Source organism: Terribacillus halophilus, assembly GCF_900162685.1.
In the GTDB taxonomy this organism is placed as follows: domain Bacteria; phylum Bacillota; class Bacilli; order Bacillales; family Amphibacillaceae; genus Terribacillus; species Terribacillus halophilus_A.
Genome location: NZ_LT727827.1, coordinates 391,614 through 408,677 on the forward strand (window position 1 = coordinate 391,614; position 17,064 = coordinate 408,677).

Consider the following 17,064-nt stretch of genomic DNA (forward strand, 5'->3'; position numbering starts at 1 on the left):
TAGATAAATTGCGGCCGCATCCTAATAACGTAAAAAACATGATATCCCCATAATGTCATACTAGCGGCCTAGGGCTCTGCTCCACCTTTCCAATAAAAAGCGATCATCTGCAACATGGATGATCGCTTTTTTGGATTTGATTGATCGAAAAAAAACAACCACTCTTTAAAGATAGAGCGGATATCGAATTTGTATTTTTGTTATAACTAGCGCAAGCTTGATGTTATTGCATTGCTAGCCGTACACAACAAGGTGAGACACTTCTGCTTGTCAGAAAGTATTTTAGCTACTATTTTTGTCTAATCCGTCACAAGTCATGCTCACGCCCAATACATTATAAACAGACCTTACATAAAGGAGCATGATTTATGACTAATGTATTGATTGGCACCACTGTAAAACAAGATCCTGACATATTGTCTGCCTACCTAGACTCGCTTCGTGATCTTCAAACAAACGACGTGTCCATTTCTTATTGTTTTGTTGATGATAATGATAACCCTGAATCCAGCTCTTTGCTTTATAAGTTTGCAAAAGAACAGACGACAGCCATTCTCCCATCCGAAGGAACCGACCCTTACTTGAAAGATGAACATACGCATTACTGGACTGAATCGCTTATTTGGAAAGTAGCTGCATGGAAAAATCGAATTATCTCGTTTGCTTTGGAGCAACAGTATGATTATGTATTTTTTGTCGACTCTGATCTTATCTTGCACCCCGCTACTTTGAACCAGCTGCTTGCTAGTGAAAAGGATATTGTTTCGTGTGTCTTCTGGACACAATGGCAGCCAGGCACGCAAGCTCTGCCGCAAGTCTGGCTGAAAGATGAGTATGATCAATTTTCCCATTCTCGCGGAGAATCTCTGTCAGATGAAGAACGCGTAGAAAGACATCAAGCTTTCCTCCGTCAAATGCAAGAACCCGGTTTATATGAAGTGGGCGGCTTAGGGGCTTGTACACTAATCAGCAGAAATGCTATAGAAAAGGGCGTCCATTTCGGCGAAATCCCTAATCTCTCTTTCTGGGGAGAAGATCGGCATTTTTGTATTCGCGCTGCTGCACTCGGTCTCTCTCTCTTTGTTGATACCCATTACCCTGCGTTCCACCTTTATCGAAAAACAGATTTAGCAAAGCTTCCTGCTTATAAGTGGGAACAAAATTGGCCTGGTTCTGCACAACGTATCTCGAAAGCACGCAGCAATACGCTTACTTTATCCATGATTGTTAAAAATGAAGCAGGACGCTATCTGGAACGTGTTTTGCACGGTTGTTTAGCCGCTGTGGATCAAGCAGTCATCATCGATGATCACAGTACAGATAACACGAGAGAAATTTGCCAAGCACTATGCGCAACATACAACGTGCCGCTAAAATTGATTGAAAACACTGCTTCCAGCTTTTCAAATGAGATTGAGCTACGCAAACAGCAATGGCAGGAAACAATTGCTGAAGAGCCTGACTGGATTTTGAATTTGGATGCTGATGAAGTACTGGAAAATGCCTTTTTAACAGTAAAAGACCGGCTCTTGAACCAAGCCGATCTTGACCTTTATTCATTACGTTTATTTGATTTCTGGGATGAAAATCATTACCGCGAGGATACTTATTGGCAGGCTCACCTTTTTTATCGTCCGTTTCTGCTGCGCTACCAGCCTGCCTTTCCATACGAGTGGCTGGAAACACCTGTCCACTGCGGCCGATTTCCAGAGAATATATTCAAACTGCCTAATGGTATTAGCGATATACGAGTAAAACATTTTGGCTGGGCGAACGAGATGGACCGAAAACAAAAATATGAACGCTACCAGCAGCAAGACCCGCAAGCTGTGTATGGACAGAAAGCACAGTATGAAAGTATTTTAGATGCCAATCCCACTTTAATCAGATGGACGGAGGTTTCTTCTTTCGAAAAATAGCACGAAAACAATATAGTCGTCCCCATTGATCATCAAACAGGGCATTTGCCGGCATTTCAGTCTGAACGTCACCAGCAAATTCCAAGCCTGCAAGCTCGGCTAATGTCTTTAAAACGTTTAAATCAACCGTTGGATAATCGAACGTTAAGATTACGAGACCGCCTGGCTTTAACGTACGGCTGAACTGCTCCCAAGCACGCTTTTGCACACTTACATCCAAATGTTCTATTACCGAAATACAGAATATCTTATCAAAAAGGGCATCTTCGTATGGTAGCGCGGTCAGATCTGCTTCAGAACGGTAAATTCTTTGGATTAGTTCTGCTGGTAATCGTGCTGCCTCTTCTTTCCCGAAATCCCTGCTTATGTCTTCAATAATTGCCTGTTCATCCATAATTCTTGCATCTATATCGCATGCATAGACTGCTTGGGCTGTGGCCGCTAAGTGAAATTTAAATGGATGACTGATTCCCGAGGCAGCATCCAGCACAATATCTCCTGCCTCTACGAACGAAGCTGCCCATTTATATTCATAACCGCGACTCCACCAAGCATCCGGTAATTTCAGCACAAAATCGCGCGCTGCACGATCCTCACGTGTGAAAAATCTCGAAGTCCATGCTTCTGTCAACATGCTTCAACCCCTTTAAAATTAGAATACAGTACATTTAGTACAACGTATTCCGCTGAATAAGCATGTATGCCCGCTTTCTGATGGACAGCAAAAAGCCGGGCAATTTCCGCCCGGCTTCGTTTATTCTTCATACAAAATAGATGTCACATCTGCATCATCCAGATAATCTTCATATTTTTCATGATCTTCGTTAACACCATCATACTTTCCATGCATATCGGAGATTAGGAAGTTTTCTATATCTTCTGCTCCGCCTATTTCTTCACCGGAATTTACTGCCATATAACCATAATCTTTCTCCGAGTTAACAAAATCAGAAGGAGTTTCAGATGACCCGTACGCTTGCAATTCCTGCAAAGTATCTTCTCCATCATAAAAATTATGTTCCGAATCTTCTTCGTCATCTTTTCCTTCCAAATCCTCCAGGCGCGGATGAATGACTGCTTCTTCTGCCGGCCGATCATGCAGTGTCATTTGCTGCGGCTTGAACTCTACTAGTGTTTCCGCTGTCGGCATGGCAAGCAGACGTTCATCAGGTATTGGCTTCCCTGACTTTTGACAGATTCCGTAAGTGCCCTTCTTCATTCTTGCCAGCGCCGCTTCAATATCCTGCTGTTCTTGCTCCAAGTGGTCATTTAAAGCGATGTCTTTCTCTCTTTCGAATAATTCGGTTGCTGTATCTCCTGGATGGTTATCATAATTGCTCAGTTCACCTACTGCATCCTTGTTATACGACATTTCGACACCAAAATGATCCTTTAATGTTTGTTTCAATTCTTGCAGCCGATTTTCCAACATCTCTTTACAAGCATTTAGCGTCTCTGGTCTGACCATGTGTTTCCCTCCAGTTCATTTCTTAACTGTATGTTAGTATGTGACAGAAAACACATCTCTATTAAATGTGCACTTATTGTATAATCAGGAAAACGGAGGGATGATGGATGCCGAAGCGAAGATTGTACTTACTTGGAGGAAATACCGCTCAGAGAGAAGCCAATGTACACTTTAGCAGAGCAGCTGGCGGAAAAAATGCCAAAATCGCACTGCTGATTGTCTACCGAGAAGGTTGGGAAGCATTTCTGCCGCGTTATACAAAGCACTGGTTGAATCAAGGTGTCCCGGAAAGAAATATTTCGGTTATTATTCCAAATAATGAAGGCATGTTAGACGCAGATGCAGCAGCACAACAACTAGCCGCAGCTACTGGTATTTTTATCGGTGGCGGTCATTCCGAAACATACTATGCACATTATGCAAAACAGCCGTTCAAGCAGCTTTTAAAGGACAAATATGCAACTGGGGTTCCAGTCGCCGGTAATAGTGCAGGAGCGCTTCTAATGCCGGAAACAGTGCTCCTCTCACCCCGCGATACAGATAACCAACAAGCATGGAGCGGACCTGGACTTGGCTTGCTGCATAACCAGCTGATAAGTGTCCACTTCTCTCAATGGCAAGATGAACAACATCTTATAGCTGGCTTAGAACAGCTTCAAGTGCCTTACGGATACGGCATTGATGAAGATGCCTGCCTTTATTTCGAAAACGAGCAGCCCACTGCGGTGTTTGGTACAGAACAAGTGAAACGCATAGAAAAAGAGACCCTGTAGGAAGAGGCCACTGAAAAAGTCATTAAGTCCGAGAAAAGCAGAAAGCAACCTACTTTATGTAGTCGCTTTCTGCTTTTTTAGTTTCTAGATATGGACATTTCTAACTGAACACCTTAAAAATTGTTATTTTTTCAGTGGCCTCTGTAGGAAAGGGTCCCTTTTGTATTAGTTAGACGTAGAACGCAAGTAATAAGACGTCTTAATACCAGCATCCCAAACTGCGATATGCAAATCAAGCAGCTCTTTTGCTTTAATAGAGTTCGGTACATACATATTGAACGAAATTGCTTGGTCAATATGCTTTTGGCGTGCTGCATTTTGCTTCACACTCCACTGCTGATCAATCTCATAAGCAGATTTGTAATAACGATCTGTTTCTGCATTCAAGTCCGGAGCTGTTACTGGAATCTTATAATCCTTCTTCTCTTCAGAATAGAATTTGCTGAAGATCGGGTCTGTCGTAGCTGTACTTCCTGCAATTAAAGCTGTGGAAGAGTTCGGGGCTACTGCCATCAAATAGGCATTACGCATTCCATTTTCCTTCACTTGTTCTTGCAGACCTTTCCAGTCAAGTTCAGAATCGCCTGTTGTATAGCCTTTATTGTCAAAGTAGCTGCCATCTGCCCAGTCAGAACCTTCAAAAATCGGGTAAGCACCTTTCTCTTTGGCAATCTGCATGCTGGACTGAATCGTCAAGTAAGCGATTTTCTCGTACAGTTCATCAGCATAAGCTACTGCTTCATCACTTTCCCAGTCAATGTGCTTCAAAGCAAGCAAGTGATGCCAGCCGAAGGTTCCAAGACCGATAGCACGGTACTTCTGATTTGTAATTTGCGCTTGCAGCACAGGAATTGTGTTCAAATCAATCACATTATCCAGCATACGAACCTGGATTGGAACTAAGCGCTCCAAGACATCCTCTGTCACAGCTTTCGCTAAAGAAATCGAAGAAAGGTTACACACAACAAAATCACCAGGTTCTTTTGTGATAATGATTTTGCCGTCTTGAGTCGTTTGTTCTGTCATCACCGTTGGACTTTGGTTTTGCATAATCTCTGTGCAAAGGTTGCTGGAATAAATCATCCCTGCATGTTTGTTCGCATTCTGACGGTTCACTTCATCACGATAAAACATGAAAGGACCGCCTGTTTCAAGCTGACTGCGAAGAATACGTTTCATGACATTGATAGCCGGAACCTCTTCCTTATGCAAGTCCGGATTTTCGACACATGCCCAGTATTTTTCGCGGAAAGATCCTTCTCCTCTTGTTTCATCGTAGAAATCCTCCAAAGAGAAGCCCATCACACGGCGAACTTCATGCGGGTCGAATAGATACCAGTTTCCGCGTCCTTGTACTTGTTCCATGAATATATCCGGCAGGCAGACACCCGTGAATAAGTCATGTGTACGCTGGCGCTCATCCCCATTATTCAGTTTCGCATCAAGGAATGGGAAAATATCTTTATGCCAAATATCAAGATACGTAGCAATCGCACCTTTACGCTGACCTAATTGATCGACACTTACTGCTGTATTATTAAGCTGCTTCATCCATGGAAGCACACCAGAAGACGCACCTTCAAAGCCTTTGATGGCACTGCCGCGGCTGCGGATCTTACCAAGATACACGCCAATACCGCCGCCATTTTTAGACAAGTTGGCAATATCTGTGTTGCTGTCAAAAATACCTTGCAAGCTGTCATCCACTGTGTCGATGAAGCAGCTGGAAAGCTGTCCGTAGCTCTTACCAGAGTTAGACAAAGTCGGCGTAGCCACTGTCATATAAAGATTGCTCAAAGCCCAATATGCCTCTGTGACAAGCTCTTTACGCTTCTCTGTAGGTTCCTTGCTCATAATTGTCATGGCAATTATCATGAAGCGTTCCTGCGGAAGCTCATAAGTACCGCCTTTGTGATCTGTCGCCAAATAGCGGTCCGCAAGCGTACGCAGACCAATATATGTGAACAATCCGTCTTTCTTGTAATCGATCAAGCTATGGAAGTAATTGATATCATTTTCACTGTATGTGTCGAGAAGGGATGTGTTATAGATACCAATCTCAGTCAATTGCTGGATTAAGCTGTAGAATGATCCGTACTTTTCTTCGAATTTGTAACCGCGATTATTAGCAGCTTCGAAATAAAGCTGTTCCAAATACAGACTCGCTGCAATATATGTCCATTGCGTCTCTTCTTCATCAAGCTGCGCCAACCCTTCCAGAATTAACTGATTCAGCCACTCCTTATCGGATGACCAGGATTTTTGCTGTGACAACCGCTCACCATATTGAATCAGATGTTTTGCGTCAGATTCCGCAAAGCGTGATTTGAGCACGGCTGCTACATGCTCTTTCCAATTGACTGTTTGTGTCGTATCTAACATGTTGAAACTTCCTCCTCTAAGAATACAGGTGTATTAGTAAGTATTTTCTTACCCCTAAACGCACAAAGTGAGCAACTACCAGGAAACTGTCTGCTCTGTCTGTACTACTAGATACAGTAGTAACATGAATCAGAAACGACAAATAAAAAGTGTTAAAAAACACTGTCTATCAAGCGAATGAAGCGATTTCTTCATCCTCTTGTCGATACCCGGCTTGCTCGCCTTCGAAACTATATATAGTATTGCTTTATGTTTATACTAACAAGATGTTGTACAAATGACTTTACCATACATCCTTGTCTCTTTCAATCTCTACTTTACCTGCAAGACTCATTTCACAATCTATCCCATGAAGAAAACTGCCGTCTTTCGAGGTTTTTTGCAGGCGAAAAATTGTTTGTGATTTTCAGCCAGAATCTCTCTCTTTACTCGACAATCAAACCGCATAGCGGTACGATAAAAATGCATTCGACAGGAGGGAATAATATGGGAAAAATCAAGCGAGTAGGTTTTATCGGTATTGGTGTTATGGGCAAAAGCATGAGCCGTAATTTGATGCAAGCTGGCTTTGAACTGGACGTCTATACAAGAACAAAAGCAAAAGCACAGGAATTAGTTGATGCTGGCGCTGTCTGGCATGATACACCCGCTAGCCTAGCGCAAGCGACCGATGTCGTAATTACAATGGTCGGCTATCCTAGCGATGTGCAGGAAGTCTACTTTGGCGACAACGGAATCCTCCAGCACGCTAAATCTGGTACGTATGTAATTGATATGACCACTTCCAAACCAGCATTAGCTGAAGAAATTCATGCGGAAGCTAAGAACAAAGGTATTTTCGCATTGGACGCTCCAGTTTCAGGAGGCGATGTTGGCGCAAGAAACGGAAAACTCGCCATCATGGTCGGTGGTGACGAAGAAGCATTTCAAGCAGTGCTGCCTGTATTTGAAACGATGGGTGAGAATATTATCCGGCAAGGGCCTGCTGGCTTCGGGCAGCATACAAAGCTAATTAACCAGGTGACGATCGCCAGTAATATGGTTGGTGTTTGCGAGGCGATTGCGTATGCAGAGCACGCAGGAATGGACCCGACTAAAGTGCTTCAATCTATTACAACAGGAGCTGCCGGAAGTTTCAGCTTAAGCAACCTGGCTCCTCGAATGATTAAAGGAGATTATGATCCTGGGTTCTATGTGAAACACTTCATCAAGGACATGAAACTGGCTCTCGAAGCTGCGAAGGAAATGGACATGATGACACCAGGACTAGAACTAAGCCTCTCCCTATACGAACGACTTGCAGCAAACGGTGATGAAGATCTTGGAACACAAGCATTAATTAAGCTATTTACGAAAAAAGCATAATTAAAGAGGCCGAATTAATTCGGCCTCTTTATATAAGTATAAACAATAATATTGGCAGTGTAATAAGACTAAGAACTGTACTAATCATGGTTGTACTTGATACATAAGAAGGCTTGGCCCCAAATTCAAGAGCGTATATGGTCGTGTTAGCTGCAGTTGGCATTGCGGCTACCAAAACCATAATCTGCTTCACCAAATCGTCAACCGGCAAGATTAAAGTAAACAGGTAAGCAACAACAGGCGAAATGAGCAGCTTTAGTACAAGTGCATACGAAAGGCGCTCATATTCCAAGGCTTTTAACGAGATATTCGCCAGCTGCATACCGAGAACAATCATGACAGTAGGTATGGCCGCATCAGCTACGAGCTGCACAGCTTGGGTAATCGGTCCGCTAAGCGGTACCCTCAAGAGCTGGAATACTATTCCGAGCAACGCTCCATAAATGATTGGTATCTTCATAACAGATACAAAGGTAGCACGCAGGGAAAGATTTGTTCCTCCGCCTTTGGCAGCGATAAAGACACCAATAGTTGCCATCACAAGCTGCTGTAAGACAAGCAGAATAACTGCATAATGGAACCCGGCTGCACCAAATACGAACAACACGAGCGGCGTACCATAATTGCCATTATTCATAAATGATGCACCCAGCATTAAGCTATACGTGTCCTGACGATCATACCTTCGTACCCAGCTTATCATATAACAGATCAGTATGAGCGTCAGACAAAGACCGACGACGAAGATGGCAAGATACATATAATCCTTGCTTAACCGGTTTTCATAAAATGTCTGGAAAGCTAAAACCGGGGAAAGCAAATAAACAGACATCTTCGAAATACTGCGAATATCAAACTTCAATAGCTTCTGACCAATGAAGCCAATTAAAAAAATGCCAAAAATAGGCAATAACGTCAATATGTACCCCAAAAAAGATCATCCTATCAAAAAAATTATGATTGCAAAAATTCGATTTTTCCCTCTCCAATTCGGGCGATACGCGCTAAAGATTCGACTTCTATATCTAATTCTTCTAAGCGAGCTCTTCCTTTTTGGAAACTTTTCTCGATAACAATTCCAATCCCGGCAACTGATGCACCTGCTTGTTTTATAATATTAATCAATCCCGCAGCCGCTTCTCCATTTGCCAAAAAATCATCGATAATTAACACATGATCATTCGGTGATAGTCTGTCTTTTGAAATTGTTACATCTGAATAAACCTGTTTCGTGAAGGAATAGACAGATTCACAATAGACATCACCTTTCATCGTAAGAGACTTTTGCTTCTTTGCATATACGACAGGAACACCGAAAGCAAGACCCGCCATAAGAGCTGGTGCAATTCCGCCTGCTTCAATCGTGACAATTTTCGTCACGGGTTGGTGCTGGAACTTTTGATAAAACACTTTACCAATTTCATAAAGAAGGGCTGTATCTATTTCGTGGTTTAAAAAGCTGTCGACTTTTACAATGGTGTCTCCAATAATGGTCCCTCTTTCTCGAATTGCTTGATGTAGTAATTCCACGTTAGCGGCCCCCCCTTTTTTCCTCAGCAGCTGAAGCGACAACAAATGCTAACTCATCATTACCAAAGAATTGTAATACCTCCAGCACCATCTCATCCGAAATATCCGATGCCTCGTCTTTTGGCAGCATCTCTTCCAGCGCTTCTTGCAGTGCGGTATTTTTCCCTTGTTTTGGATAGGCCTGCTCATATAAGGTCACCGCATCTACATCATGATTCGTACACCACTGCGCGAAGATTCGAATCATCATTCGCTCATCCTCTTGATATTTCTCAATGATCTTTTTCGAAAGCTCTTCTTGACTCATTACAGCACACCTCTCCTTAAAATGATAAAAGACGCATCCTGGAATAATCCAGAATGCGCCTTTGTCGTCGTTATATAGGGATATATTACAGACGAGTTACGTTAGCAGCTTGTGGGCCGCGGTTGCCTTCAACGATTTCGAATTCAACTTCTTGACCTTCGTCAAGAGTTTTGAAGCCGTCAGCTTGGATAGCAGAGAAATGTACGAAAACGTCGTCTCCGTCTTCTCTTTCGATGAAACCAAAACCTTTGTCTGCGTTAAACCATTTTACTTTTCCAGTCATTTAAATGACCTCCTTACAATAGAAGTACAAAAGTACAGGTATTGAATCGTTATACCTTTACACCCACACCACTTATTGTGAAAGAGATCGTAAAGATTATTCAACCGTTTCTTTTGCCTCTTAAGAGTAACGTTTTTTATATAAGATTGCAAGTGTATTCTAACTTTTTCTTCAAAATATGTTAAGAATGAGACATACGCCCTAATAAAACGCTTTCAATGCTGCAGTATATGACAGAAATCGCTTTCATACCAACGTATTCCGTCCTGTGATAATAGACCTAGTTTTTGATGAGTCCCAACACTCACTTACTAGTTCTATTTACAGTCTGTTCCTCCTTCCCGCTTTTCATACCTAGCTTCGAAAAGAAATATCTTGTTGACAGCCTTTACCCCTTTCCTTATATTGACTATAGCTTGTGAAAGAATAACCGTAATGAAAGGGGTGGAAGCATGATTAAGACGTATCTGTATCATCACCAAACAGACACCATGCAGACAAATATTACTTTACAGGACAGCAATCTTCATTTGGAGGACCCGGATAATCTTCTATGGATTGATGCGTATGATGTGCAATCTCATGAGCTGCATGAACTTGCCAGCATATTCGATTTTCACCCGCTTGCGATTGAAGATTGTCTGCATGACAGTCCACGCGCAAAAGTTGATGACTACGATGCATACAAATTTTTCGTCTTTCATGCCCTGCGTTACAACGAAGAAAGTGACAATGAGATCACGACGCTTGAATTAAACGTTTTTTTAGGGCCAAACTATGTTGTGACGATTCACAAACATAAGCTGCGCTGGCTCGGTCAGATGCATGCAATTTGTTCCCGTTCCTCCCGTTATATGAACCAAGGAGCAGACTTCCTTCTATATGCATTAGCCGACGGTATTACAGATGAATATTTCCCTGTTCTGGACAGAATTGGCATACGAATTGAAGAAATAGAAGATGAGATATACAGCGAAGGCGTAAAAGAAGTAACCGAGGAATTTCTATCTCTAAAGCGTACGATTATCTTAATCAGGCGGGTCATTTTGCCGCAGCGTCGCATTTTCCTTAATGTGAATGGTAAATGGAAATTCGACATACGCGAAGAGAATGTACCTTTCTTTACCGATTTACTCGATCATTTAGAGCGTATTGTGGATGCTACGGAAACCTTCCGCGATTTGGTGAACAGCGCCTTGGACACGTACTATTCCATTATTAGCGCCAAATCCACCGAAAAACTAAACGTGCTCACAATCATCTCAACAGTTATGCTCCCGCTGACATTCGTAACTGGTTTCTTTGGGATGAATCTTCCCATTCCATTCTCTGACAGCCCGTGGACAACAGCGGGTGTCAGCGTATTCTTGGTACTGGTCACTTTTGGCATGTGGTATTATTTCAAGAACAAGCTATTTTAATTACCAATTGTACTGAGCAGTCTTTCGTGCTAAAATATTTGATTGCAAGAGTATAAATAACGACATATCGCCTAAATTTGTATCTTGCAAATATAAATGACAGGTGGAAAATAACATGAGTGATTATCGCGTATTGTTGTATTATAATTATGTAGATATTGAAGATCCGGAAGCTTTCGCCAGCGAACATTTAAAAGCTTGCAAGGAACTCGGATTAAAAGGCCGTATCCTTGTTGCGAAGGAAGGTATGAACGGTACCTGCTCCGGAACAGTAGAACAAACACAAGCATATATGGACATGATGCATGCGAAACCAGGTTTTGAAGAGATGGTCTTCAAAATTGACGAAGCAGATGAACATGCTTTCAAGAAAATGCATGTACGTGCGCGTCCTGAATTGGTAACGCTGCGTCTTGAAGATGATATAAACCCTCGTGAGACAACAGGTAACTACCTATCTCCGAAGGAATTTTACGAAGCAATGCAGGATGAGAACACAGTTGTTCTTGATGCTCGGAATGATTATGAGTATGATCTCGGTCACTTCCGCGGCGCCATCCGCCCTGAAATTGAAACATTCCGCGACCTGCCAAACTGGGTCCGCGAGAACAAAGATATACTAGAAGGAAAACGCGTTCTTACCTATTGCACAGGCGGTATCCGCTGTGAGAAATTCTCCGGCTGGCTTGTTCGTGAAGGTTTTGAGGATGTTGGCCAATTGCATGGCGGAATCGCCACATACGGTAAGGATCCAGAAGTACAAGGACAGCTTTGGGATGGCCGCATGTATGTATTTGACAGCCGTATCTCTGTACCAATCAACCAAAAAGAACATGTCATCGTGGCGAGAGATTACTTTGATAACGAGCCTTGTGAACGATATGTAAATTGCGCAGATCCTTCTTGCAACCGTCAGATTATTTGCTCTGAAGAAAACGAGCACAAGTATCTTCGCGGCTGCTCCGACAGCTGCCGCCGCTCCCCGCGTAACATGTACGTTGAAGAACACGGCTTAACACCGGAAGAAGTCGAAGAGCGTCTTGCCAAATTGGAAAACGAAACAGTAGCAAACTAAAAAAGAACCCTCAGGGGTTCTTTTTTAATGCCATTCTAAAAACTCTAGTCTGTTACCAAAGGGGTCATGCACATAAATCCGGTCTGCACCTGGCAAATCTGCATCATCTGTAAAATCTATACTGTGTTGATCTAGGTGTTGCCGCAAGGAAGATAATCCTTCTACTTCGAGAGCTGGATGCGCTTTTCGGGCTGGCGAAAAAGGTTCCTCTATTCCCATGTGAACCGTAATGCTATTGCAACTGAACCATACACCGCCTCTCGCTCGCAAGTTGGCTGGCTTCTCGATTTCTTCAAAGCCTAGCACATCTACAAAAAAATTCCTCGCCTGCTCTTCACTGCCTTTTGGACAAGCAAGCTGTACATGATCCAGCTGTTTTAGGAAAAATTCCATCTGAACACCACCTTTTTCTATATTCTACCACTTGCCAGTTTGGATTGTTATCACTTCGTTTCCATATGTGCTACATTGTACGTGTAAACAAGAGGAGGATATAACATGACAGTATACGATTATGCTGCTGTTACCTTGGATGGAAAAGAAGTCAGTCTAAGGGATTATGCCGGAAAGGTTCTTGTGATTGTGAACACGGCAAGTAAATGCGGCTTTGCACCACAGCTTGAACAGCTGCAGGAGTTATATAAGGACTATCAAGACAAAGGACTTGTTATTCTCGGGTTTCCGAGTAATCAATTCATGAATCAAGAACCAGGAAGCAGTGAAGAAATCGCAGAGGTATGTCAGCGCAATTACGGTGTTAGTTTTCCAATGTTTGAAAAGGTAAAAGTGAATGGACCAGACGCCCATCCGCTTTATAAACACCTGACAAATGAGGCTGGCGGTCTATTCTCTAAGAAAGTTAAATGGAATTTCACAAAATTCCTAGTTGATACAGAAGGAAATGTGGTCGAGCGATTCGCGCCGAAAACAAGCCCAATAGATATGAAACATTCTATTGAAAAGCTGCTCCAACAATAATCACAGCAAACGAGATCACAAAAAAGAGAGCGGAACAAAACAAGATTAATTCATCCTAAAAACGAACGATAACTAGATCCGTACTTTTAATGCAGCTCTCTGACGACTGCTGTTTTCCAACTTTAGCTGTTATCACGGATAAGAATGGCTTTTGAAGTAGACACCGACAAGAAAATCGCTATCTTTTTCGAGGAGTCTACGTACTCTGCCTACACGAGTGAAGATTTCCTATAACACAAATCAGCGTAGGAAATACACGGAGACTCCCGCGGGAGGAAGGCTAGGTTAGACCCCGCAGTTCGCTTTTTGCACGAGGAGACTCACCAGCCGCCCGCAGGAAAGCGGAGTGTATTTCCGAAGCGATGCTCTCATCTTCGTTTCCCACGCAAAAATCCAAACAATGCTGCAGTTGATTGCAGCATTGTTTGGATTTTTATATAGCTTAAACAGTTATGTCCCAGCCTCTTCATTCTTCAGGATCCGAGTTAGACGCTTGCTTTGTGCGGTGTTTATGCCGATCATCCTCTAAATCTCTCTCCACTTCATCCACCGGCACATCATCTGTCAGCATATCCTGTTTATTTTCCAGTTGTTTCTCTCGGTTCTCACTCTCAGCTTTGGAATAGCTGTGCTTGTTCTTGTCGCCTTTTGCTCCATTCTTTTCTACCATATTCACCCTCCTCGTATCTTTCCTTCATGTAAGCCCTTTCCCTTTTAAAACGATGTAAAAACCTTCCTTAGCAATGGTAACCGGGTAACGCAACGGGTATACTAAAAGCAGATAGCGTTTTTTACGCCTGGCAACAGGGTAATGCTTTACAAGATTGTCAAATGAGGTGAATCACACAATGAAACCAACTGCTCTAATTACAGGAGCGTCCAGCGGAATTGGCTACCATTTAGCCAAATGGTTCGCCAAGGCAGGCTATGATTTAATTATCGTAGCGAGATCCAAGGATAAACTCCTATCCCTGCAAACAGAATTGCATGATTCGAATGTAACTGTCATTCCTCATGATTTGTCCGTACCAAACAGTGCTTACAAGCTCTATGAAAAAATTCGTGATGAAGGAAAAACAGTCGAAGTGCTTGTTAATAATGCCGGCTTTGGACTTAGCGGCAAGTTCGAGGAAACAAGCTTTGAGACACAGCAAAAACTGCTGCATTTGAACATGGTCTCGTTATCGAATCTCTCACGATTGTTTATCAATGATATTATCCACTCTCCATTCAAGAGTGTGCCGAATGGCATCTTAAACATTTCTAGTATGGCTGCTTTCCTGCCAGGTCCGCACATGGCGGCCTACCATGCGTCAAAGGCATACGTTCAGTGGTATTCAGAAGCATTGGCTGAAGAATTGGCTCCGAGCGGCGTGACAGTTACCGCACTTTGTCCAGGTCCTACGCAGACTGAGTTTTTCAAACGTGCCGGTAATGACAAGATTATGTCTTCTTTCCGCGATGCCCCAGAGGATGTGGCACGCGAAGGATTCCTCGGATTTATTAAGGGTAAACGCGTTGTATTTCCGTCTATGAACATTCAAGCAGCTGTTTTCTTCATGAAGCTGCTTCCTAGCAAAACGCTCGCCAGAATAGCGAAAAATATGTATACGAAATAAGCAAAACAGACACCTGATGAGGGTGTCTGTTTTGCTTATCTGACATAACGACGCCGGTAGCTGTAAAAGTAAGCTGCCAATGGCCACCATGCTGCTGCAAAGATTGGATATACTGCCCAGATTACTGATGGCGAATATGCAATATTTACAAATAGGAAAAACAAACTAAGGGCACCAAATCCAAGTACGGAAAAGAATAAATTAGAGTTCAGTCGCTTTCCGATAAGAGATAGCGGCCACCAGCTCATGACAAAGATGATGAACCCATACCAAGGCGTTTCATGACCGAAATATTCGTGCAGAGCAGCATAATATAAGCAAACAGCAAGACTAATGAACAGAGCTGTTTTCAGACTACCAAGCGATTTACGGAACATTACCAACGTCGGCCATAATGTCAACGCACCAAATGTGTACAAACACCAAAGTACCTCAGGTGTGTCAGTCAAATTCTCATGTACAAGTACAGTTCCAACAAATATTGCCGACAGCCAGGAAACGACTGCTTGCTGCTTTGGCAGCAGAATCTGCAGCGCAAAAAGCACACAGACACCTAAACTATACGTGTACCAAATTTCCTGCGGGGTCGTCTTCAAGTTTATATATACCGTATATCCCCCTAGGCTAACGAGCATAAAGGCAACAAATAACCGCCACGGTTTCATCTGTGCATCACCTTTCTTCTTCTAGCTTTCATCCAAACAAAAGCCATGCTCACAGGCCACCAAAGAATAGCAAATGTCGGGAAGACAAACCATATCTCATGAGGTGTATAATACATATTCACAAAAATAAGCAATCCAATAATCAAAACACTGCCGCATATGGAAAAACCAAGATTAAGCGTACTCATATCCTCTTTCTGCTTTTTCAATTTACCGCCTTTTTGCTTCGGTTCCTGCTGCAGCTGGAATTCCTTTTTGATCTCGGCCAAATTTCCGAAGTCAACAATCGCTTTATTTATTGCGTCTTCTTCCGCTTTCCCATCCAGCATAAAATCAGCTGCTTTTTCTTCCATGGAATCTATTATTTCTTCTTTCAGTGTTGCGACTTGTTCCGTTTCTGGTAAGTCTGCAAATTGCTCTTCTACATACGCTCTGATTTTCTGCATCAGACACCCTCCATAAAAATATCGATTAATTGCTTTGCTTCCTGCCATTCTTTCGCCGCTTCCTGCCAATAAGCCTTTCCAAGCGTAGTAATCGTGTAATACTTCCGCTTGCCGCCGTGTGATTTCTCACCTTGATAAGATTCAATCAATTCCCGGCGCTCCAGCCGCTGAAATACGGCATATAGTGTTGCTTCTTTAATTTGGAATGCATCGTCTGTCCAAGCTGCTATGTCTTTCGATATCTGGTATCCATACTTATCGCCGTCCATCAGCAGACGAAGAATAATGGAGTCCAGATGACCTCGAATTGTATCACTCCGAATATGGCATCCCTACTTTCAAATTACTCTACCTGATAAAGTAATCATAAAACAAATTACTCTGTGTGTCAAAGTAATTTATTGTACTTTTTTTCCAAAATAAAAAAACAGATGATTAACCTGTTTTTTGAAGGATTTTATAAAGTTTATTTCTCGATGTCTTAAGTAAAAAGAAGCAAACAAGTTTCGTTATCAAGTTTCTGTAAATGAAAAAGCTTGGATAGCGGTGTTAAAGCTGCTTTGCATTACTATTTATCTTGTTTCTTTTTATAAAGCCAAATCATTATAAAAAATGCGGCTGATACCTTGAATACAAAGTTAAGCACTATAGTTACGTTATACATTGCATTTATACGATCCAGTCCAATCACTATATGAACCAGTGAATATACGCCGGTAAGTAAAACTGCTATTCTAAGTATGTTGTACCCAAATGTTATCAAATGTTATCACTTTGCTTTATTCACTCTCCTGATTGCTATTAAAATGACCACTACCAGCACAAAAGTAACG

Annotated in this window: 19 protein-coding genes; 7 read left to right on the forward strand and 12 right to left on the reverse strand. The window is 42.4% G+C overall.

Going from position 1 to position 17,064, the window contains the following annotated elements; all coding sequences use genetic code 11:
* The first annotated feature begins 368 nt into the window (after positions 1–368).
* Positions 369–1,919: a glycosyltransferase family 2 protein gene (locus B1K52_RS02970; RefSeq protein ID WP_077305229.1), complete on the forward strand. Its 1,551-nt coding sequence runs from the start codon at positions 369–371 to the stop codon at positions 1,917–1,919.
* Here the strand turns inward: B1K52_RS02970 and B1K52_RS02975 are convergent.
* Complete coding sequence (locus B1K52_RS02975; protein ID WP_077305230.1) at positions 1,885–2,553, reverse strand: class I SAM-dependent methyltransferase; 669 nt, start codon at positions 2,551–2,553, stop codon at positions 1,885–1,887. The genes B1K52_RS02970 and B1K52_RS02975 overlap by 35 nt on opposite strands.
* 120 nt (positions 2,554–2,673) lie before the next feature.
* Positions 2,674–3,387 (reverse strand): TraR/DksA C4-type zinc finger protein, encoded by a 714-nt coding sequence (locus B1K52_RS02980; protein ID WP_077305231.1) that lies wholly within the window; start codon positions 3,385–3,387, stop codon positions 2,674–2,676.
* Between the two features lie 107 nt (positions 3,388–3,494).
* Between B1K52_RS02980 and B1K52_RS02985 the strand changes: the two genes are divergently transcribed.
* Complete coding sequence (locus B1K52_RS02985; protein WP_077305232.1) at positions 3,495–4,160, forward strand: Type 1 glutamine amidotransferase-like domain-containing protein; 666 nt, start codon at positions 3,495–3,497, stop codon at positions 4,158–4,160.
* 165 nt (positions 4,161–4,325) lie between these two features.
* On the opposite strand, the gene B1K52_RS02990 is transcribed toward B1K52_RS02985, so the two are convergent.
* Complete coding sequence (locus B1K52_RS02990; RefSeq protein ID WP_077305233.1) at positions 4,326–6,542, reverse strand: ribonucleoside-diphosphate reductase subunit alpha; 2,217 nt, start codon at positions 6,540–6,542, stop codon at positions 4,326–4,328.
* Positions 6,543–7,028: 486 nt separating this feature from the next.
* Here B1K52_RS02990 and B1K52_RS02995 point away from each other — a divergent pair, with 486 nt between their 5' ends.
* A complete protein-coding gene (locus B1K52_RS02995; RefSeq protein WP_077305234.1) occupies positions 7,029–7,907 on the forward strand; it encodes an NAD(P)-dependent oxidoreductase in 879 nt (292 codons plus the stop codon).
* 28 nt (positions 7,908–7,935) lie between these two features.
* Here B1K52_RS02995 and B1K52_RS03000 read toward each other — a convergent pair whose 3' ends face one another.
* From B1K52_RS03000 to B1K52_RS03015, 4 genes are all read right to left on the reverse strand, one after another.
* Positions 7,936–8,838 (reverse strand): AEC family transporter, encoded by a 903-nt coding sequence (locus tag B1K52_RS03000; RefSeq protein ID WP_077305235.1) that lies wholly within the window; start codon positions 8,836–8,838, stop codon positions 7,936–7,938.
* A 23-nt stretch (positions 8,839–8,861) separates the two neighbouring features.
* Complete coding sequence (locus B1K52_RS03005) at positions 8,862–9,437, reverse strand: xanthine phosphoribosyltransferase (protein ID WP_077305236.1); 576 nt, start codon at positions 9,435–9,437, stop codon at positions 8,862–8,864.
* A gap of 1 nt (position 9,438) precedes the next feature.
* Positions 9,439–9,744, reverse strand: coding sequence for a hypothetical protein (locus tag B1K52_RS03010; protein WP_077305237.1), 306 nt, complete (start codon positions 9,742–9,744; stop codon positions 9,439–9,441).
* 85 nt (positions 9,745–9,829) lie between these two features.
* Positions 9,830–10,027 (reverse strand): cold shock domain-containing protein, encoded by a 198-nt coding sequence (locus tag B1K52_RS03015; protein WP_077305238.1) that lies wholly within the window; start codon positions 10,025–10,027, stop codon positions 9,830–9,832.
* Positions 10,028–10,479: 452 nt separating this feature from the next.
* Here B1K52_RS03015 and corA point away from each other — a divergent pair, with 452 nt between their 5' ends.
* Complete coding sequence (gene corA / locus B1K52_RS03020) at positions 10,480–11,448, forward strand: magnesium/cobalt transporter CorA (RefSeq protein WP_077305239.1); 969 nt, start codon at positions 10,480–10,482, stop codon at positions 11,446–11,448.
* Positions 11,449–11,563: 115 nt separating this feature from the next.
* On the forward strand, positions 11,564–12,523 hold the full coding sequence (gene trhO, locus B1K52_RS03025; RefSeq protein ID WP_077305240.1) for an oxygen-dependent tRNA uridine(34) hydroxylase TrhO: 960 nt from the start codon (positions 11,564–11,566) through the stop codon (positions 12,521–12,523).
* 24 nt (positions 12,524–12,547) lie between these two features.
* On the opposite strand, the gene B1K52_RS03030 is transcribed toward trhO, so the two are convergent.
* The gene (locus tag B1K52_RS03030) at positions 12,548–12,916 is read right to left on the reverse strand and encodes a VOC family protein (RefSeq protein WP_077305241.1); all 369 of its coding nucleotides are present in this window, start codon (positions 12,914–12,916) and stop codon (positions 12,548–12,550) included.
* Between the two features lie 105 nt (positions 12,917–13,021).
* Here B1K52_RS03030 and B1K52_RS03035 point away from each other — a divergent pair, with 105 nt between their 5' ends.
* On the forward strand, positions 13,022–13,501 hold the full coding sequence (locus B1K52_RS03035) for a glutathione peroxidase (protein WP_077305242.1): 480 nt from the start codon (positions 13,022–13,024) through the stop codon (positions 13,499–13,501).
* 466 nt (positions 13,502–13,967) lie between these two features.
* Here B1K52_RS03035 and B1K52_RS03040 read toward each other — a convergent pair whose 3' ends face one another.
* Positions 13,968–14,171, reverse strand: a complete 204-nt coding sequence (locus B1K52_RS03040) for a hypothetical protein (protein ID WP_077305243.1) — start codon at positions 14,169–14,171, stop codon at positions 13,968–13,970.
* A gap of 178 nt (positions 14,172–14,349) precedes the next feature.
* Between B1K52_RS03040 and B1K52_RS03045 the strand changes: the two genes are divergently transcribed.
* Positions 14,350–15,120 carry an SDR family NAD(P)-dependent oxidoreductase gene (locus tag B1K52_RS03045; RefSeq protein ID WP_077305244.1) on the forward strand — a complete coding sequence of 257 codons (771 nt, stop codon included), beginning with the start codon at positions 14,350–14,352 and terminating at the stop codon, positions 15,118–15,120.
* A gap of 35 nt (positions 15,121–15,155) precedes the next feature.
* Here B1K52_RS03045 and B1K52_RS03050 read toward each other — a convergent pair whose 3' ends face one another.
* Genes B1K52_RS03050 through B1K52_RS03060 form a run of 3 tightly spaced genes read right to left on the reverse strand, consistent with a single transcriptional unit; the run spans position 15,156 to position 16,554 of the window.
* Entirely contained in the window at positions 15,156–15,785 is a 630-nt protein-coding gene (locus B1K52_RS03050; protein ID WP_077305245.1) for a hypothetical protein, read from the reverse strand.
* Positions 15,782–16,231, reverse strand: a complete 450-nt coding sequence (locus B1K52_RS03055; protein ID WP_077305246.1) for a permease prefix domain 1-containing protein — start codon at positions 16,229–16,231, stop codon at positions 15,782–15,784. Before B1K52_RS03055 ends, B1K52_RS03050 begins: the two co-directional genes overlap by 4 nt.
* Positions 16,231–16,554, reverse strand: coding sequence for a PadR family transcriptional regulator (locus B1K52_RS03060; protein ID WP_256855841.1), 324 nt, complete (start codon positions 16,552–16,554; stop codon positions 16,231–16,233). Before B1K52_RS03060 ends, B1K52_RS03055 begins: the two co-directional genes overlap by 1 nt.
* Positions 16,555–17,064 lie beyond the last annotated feature (510 nt).

Bases quoted from the DNA above. Each gene is read 5' to 3' on its own strand.
- B1K52_RS02985 (WP_077305232.1), top strand. From the start codon at position 3,495: ATGCCGAAGCGAAGATTGTACTTACTTGGAGGAAATACCGCTCAGAGA.
- trhO (WP_077305240.1), top strand. From the start codon at position 11,564: ATGAGTGATTATCGCGTATTGTTGTATTATAATTATGTAGATATTGAA.
- B1K52_RS03050 (WP_077305245.1), bottom strand. From the start codon at position 15,785: ATGAAACCGTGGCGGTTATTTGTTGCCTTTATGCTCGTTAGCCTAGGG.
- B1K52_RS02995 (WP_077305234.1), top strand. From the start codon at position 7,029: ATGGGAAAAATCAAGCGAGTAGGTTTTATCGGTATTGGTGTTATGGGC.
- B1K52_RS03055 (WP_077305246.1), bottom strand. From the start codon at position 16,231: ATGCAGAAAATCAGAGCGTATGTAGAAGAGCAATTTGCAGACTTACCA.
- B1K52_RS03045 (WP_077305244.1), top strand. From the start codon at position 14,350: ATGAAACCAACTGCTCTAATTACAGGAGCGTCCAGCGGAATTGGCTAC.
- B1K52_RS03035 (WP_077305242.1), top strand. From the start codon at position 13,022: ATGACAGTATACGATTATGCTGCTGTTACCTTGGATGGAAAAGAAGTC.
- B1K52_RS03010 (WP_077305237.1), bottom strand. From the start codon at position 9,744: ATGAGTCAAGAAGAGCTTTCGAAAAAGATCATTGAGAAATATCAAGAG.
- B1K52_RS02975 (WP_077305230.1), bottom strand. From the start codon at position 2,553: ATGTTGACAGAAGCATGGACTTCGAGATTTTTCACACGTGAGGATCGT.
- B1K52_RS02980 (WP_077305231.1), bottom strand. From the start codon at position 3,387: ATGGTCAGACCAGAGACGCTAAATGCTTGTAAAGAGATGTTGGAAAAT.
- B1K52_RS02990 (WP_077305233.1), bottom strand. From the start codon at position 6,542: ATGTTAGATACGACACAAACAGTCAATTGGAAAGAGCATGTAGCAGCC.
- corA (WP_077305239.1), top strand. From the start codon at position 10,480: ATGATTAAGACGTATCTGTATCATCACCAAACAGACACCATGCAGACA.
- B1K52_RS02970 (WP_077305229.1), top strand. From the start codon at position 369: ATGACTAATGTATTGATTGGCACCACTGTAAAACAAGATCCTGACATA.
- B1K52_RS03015 (WP_077305238.1), bottom strand. From the start codon at position 10,027: ATGACTGGAAAAGTAAAATGGTTTAACGCAGACAAAGGTTTTGGTTTC.
- B1K52_RS03030 (WP_077305241.1), bottom strand. From the start codon at position 12,916: ATGGAATTTTTCCTAAAACAGCTGGATCATGTACAGCTTGCTTGTCCA.
- B1K52_RS03040 (WP_077305243.1), bottom strand. From the start codon at position 14,171: ATGGTAGAAAAGAATGGAGCAAAAGGCGACAAGAACAAGCACAGCTAT.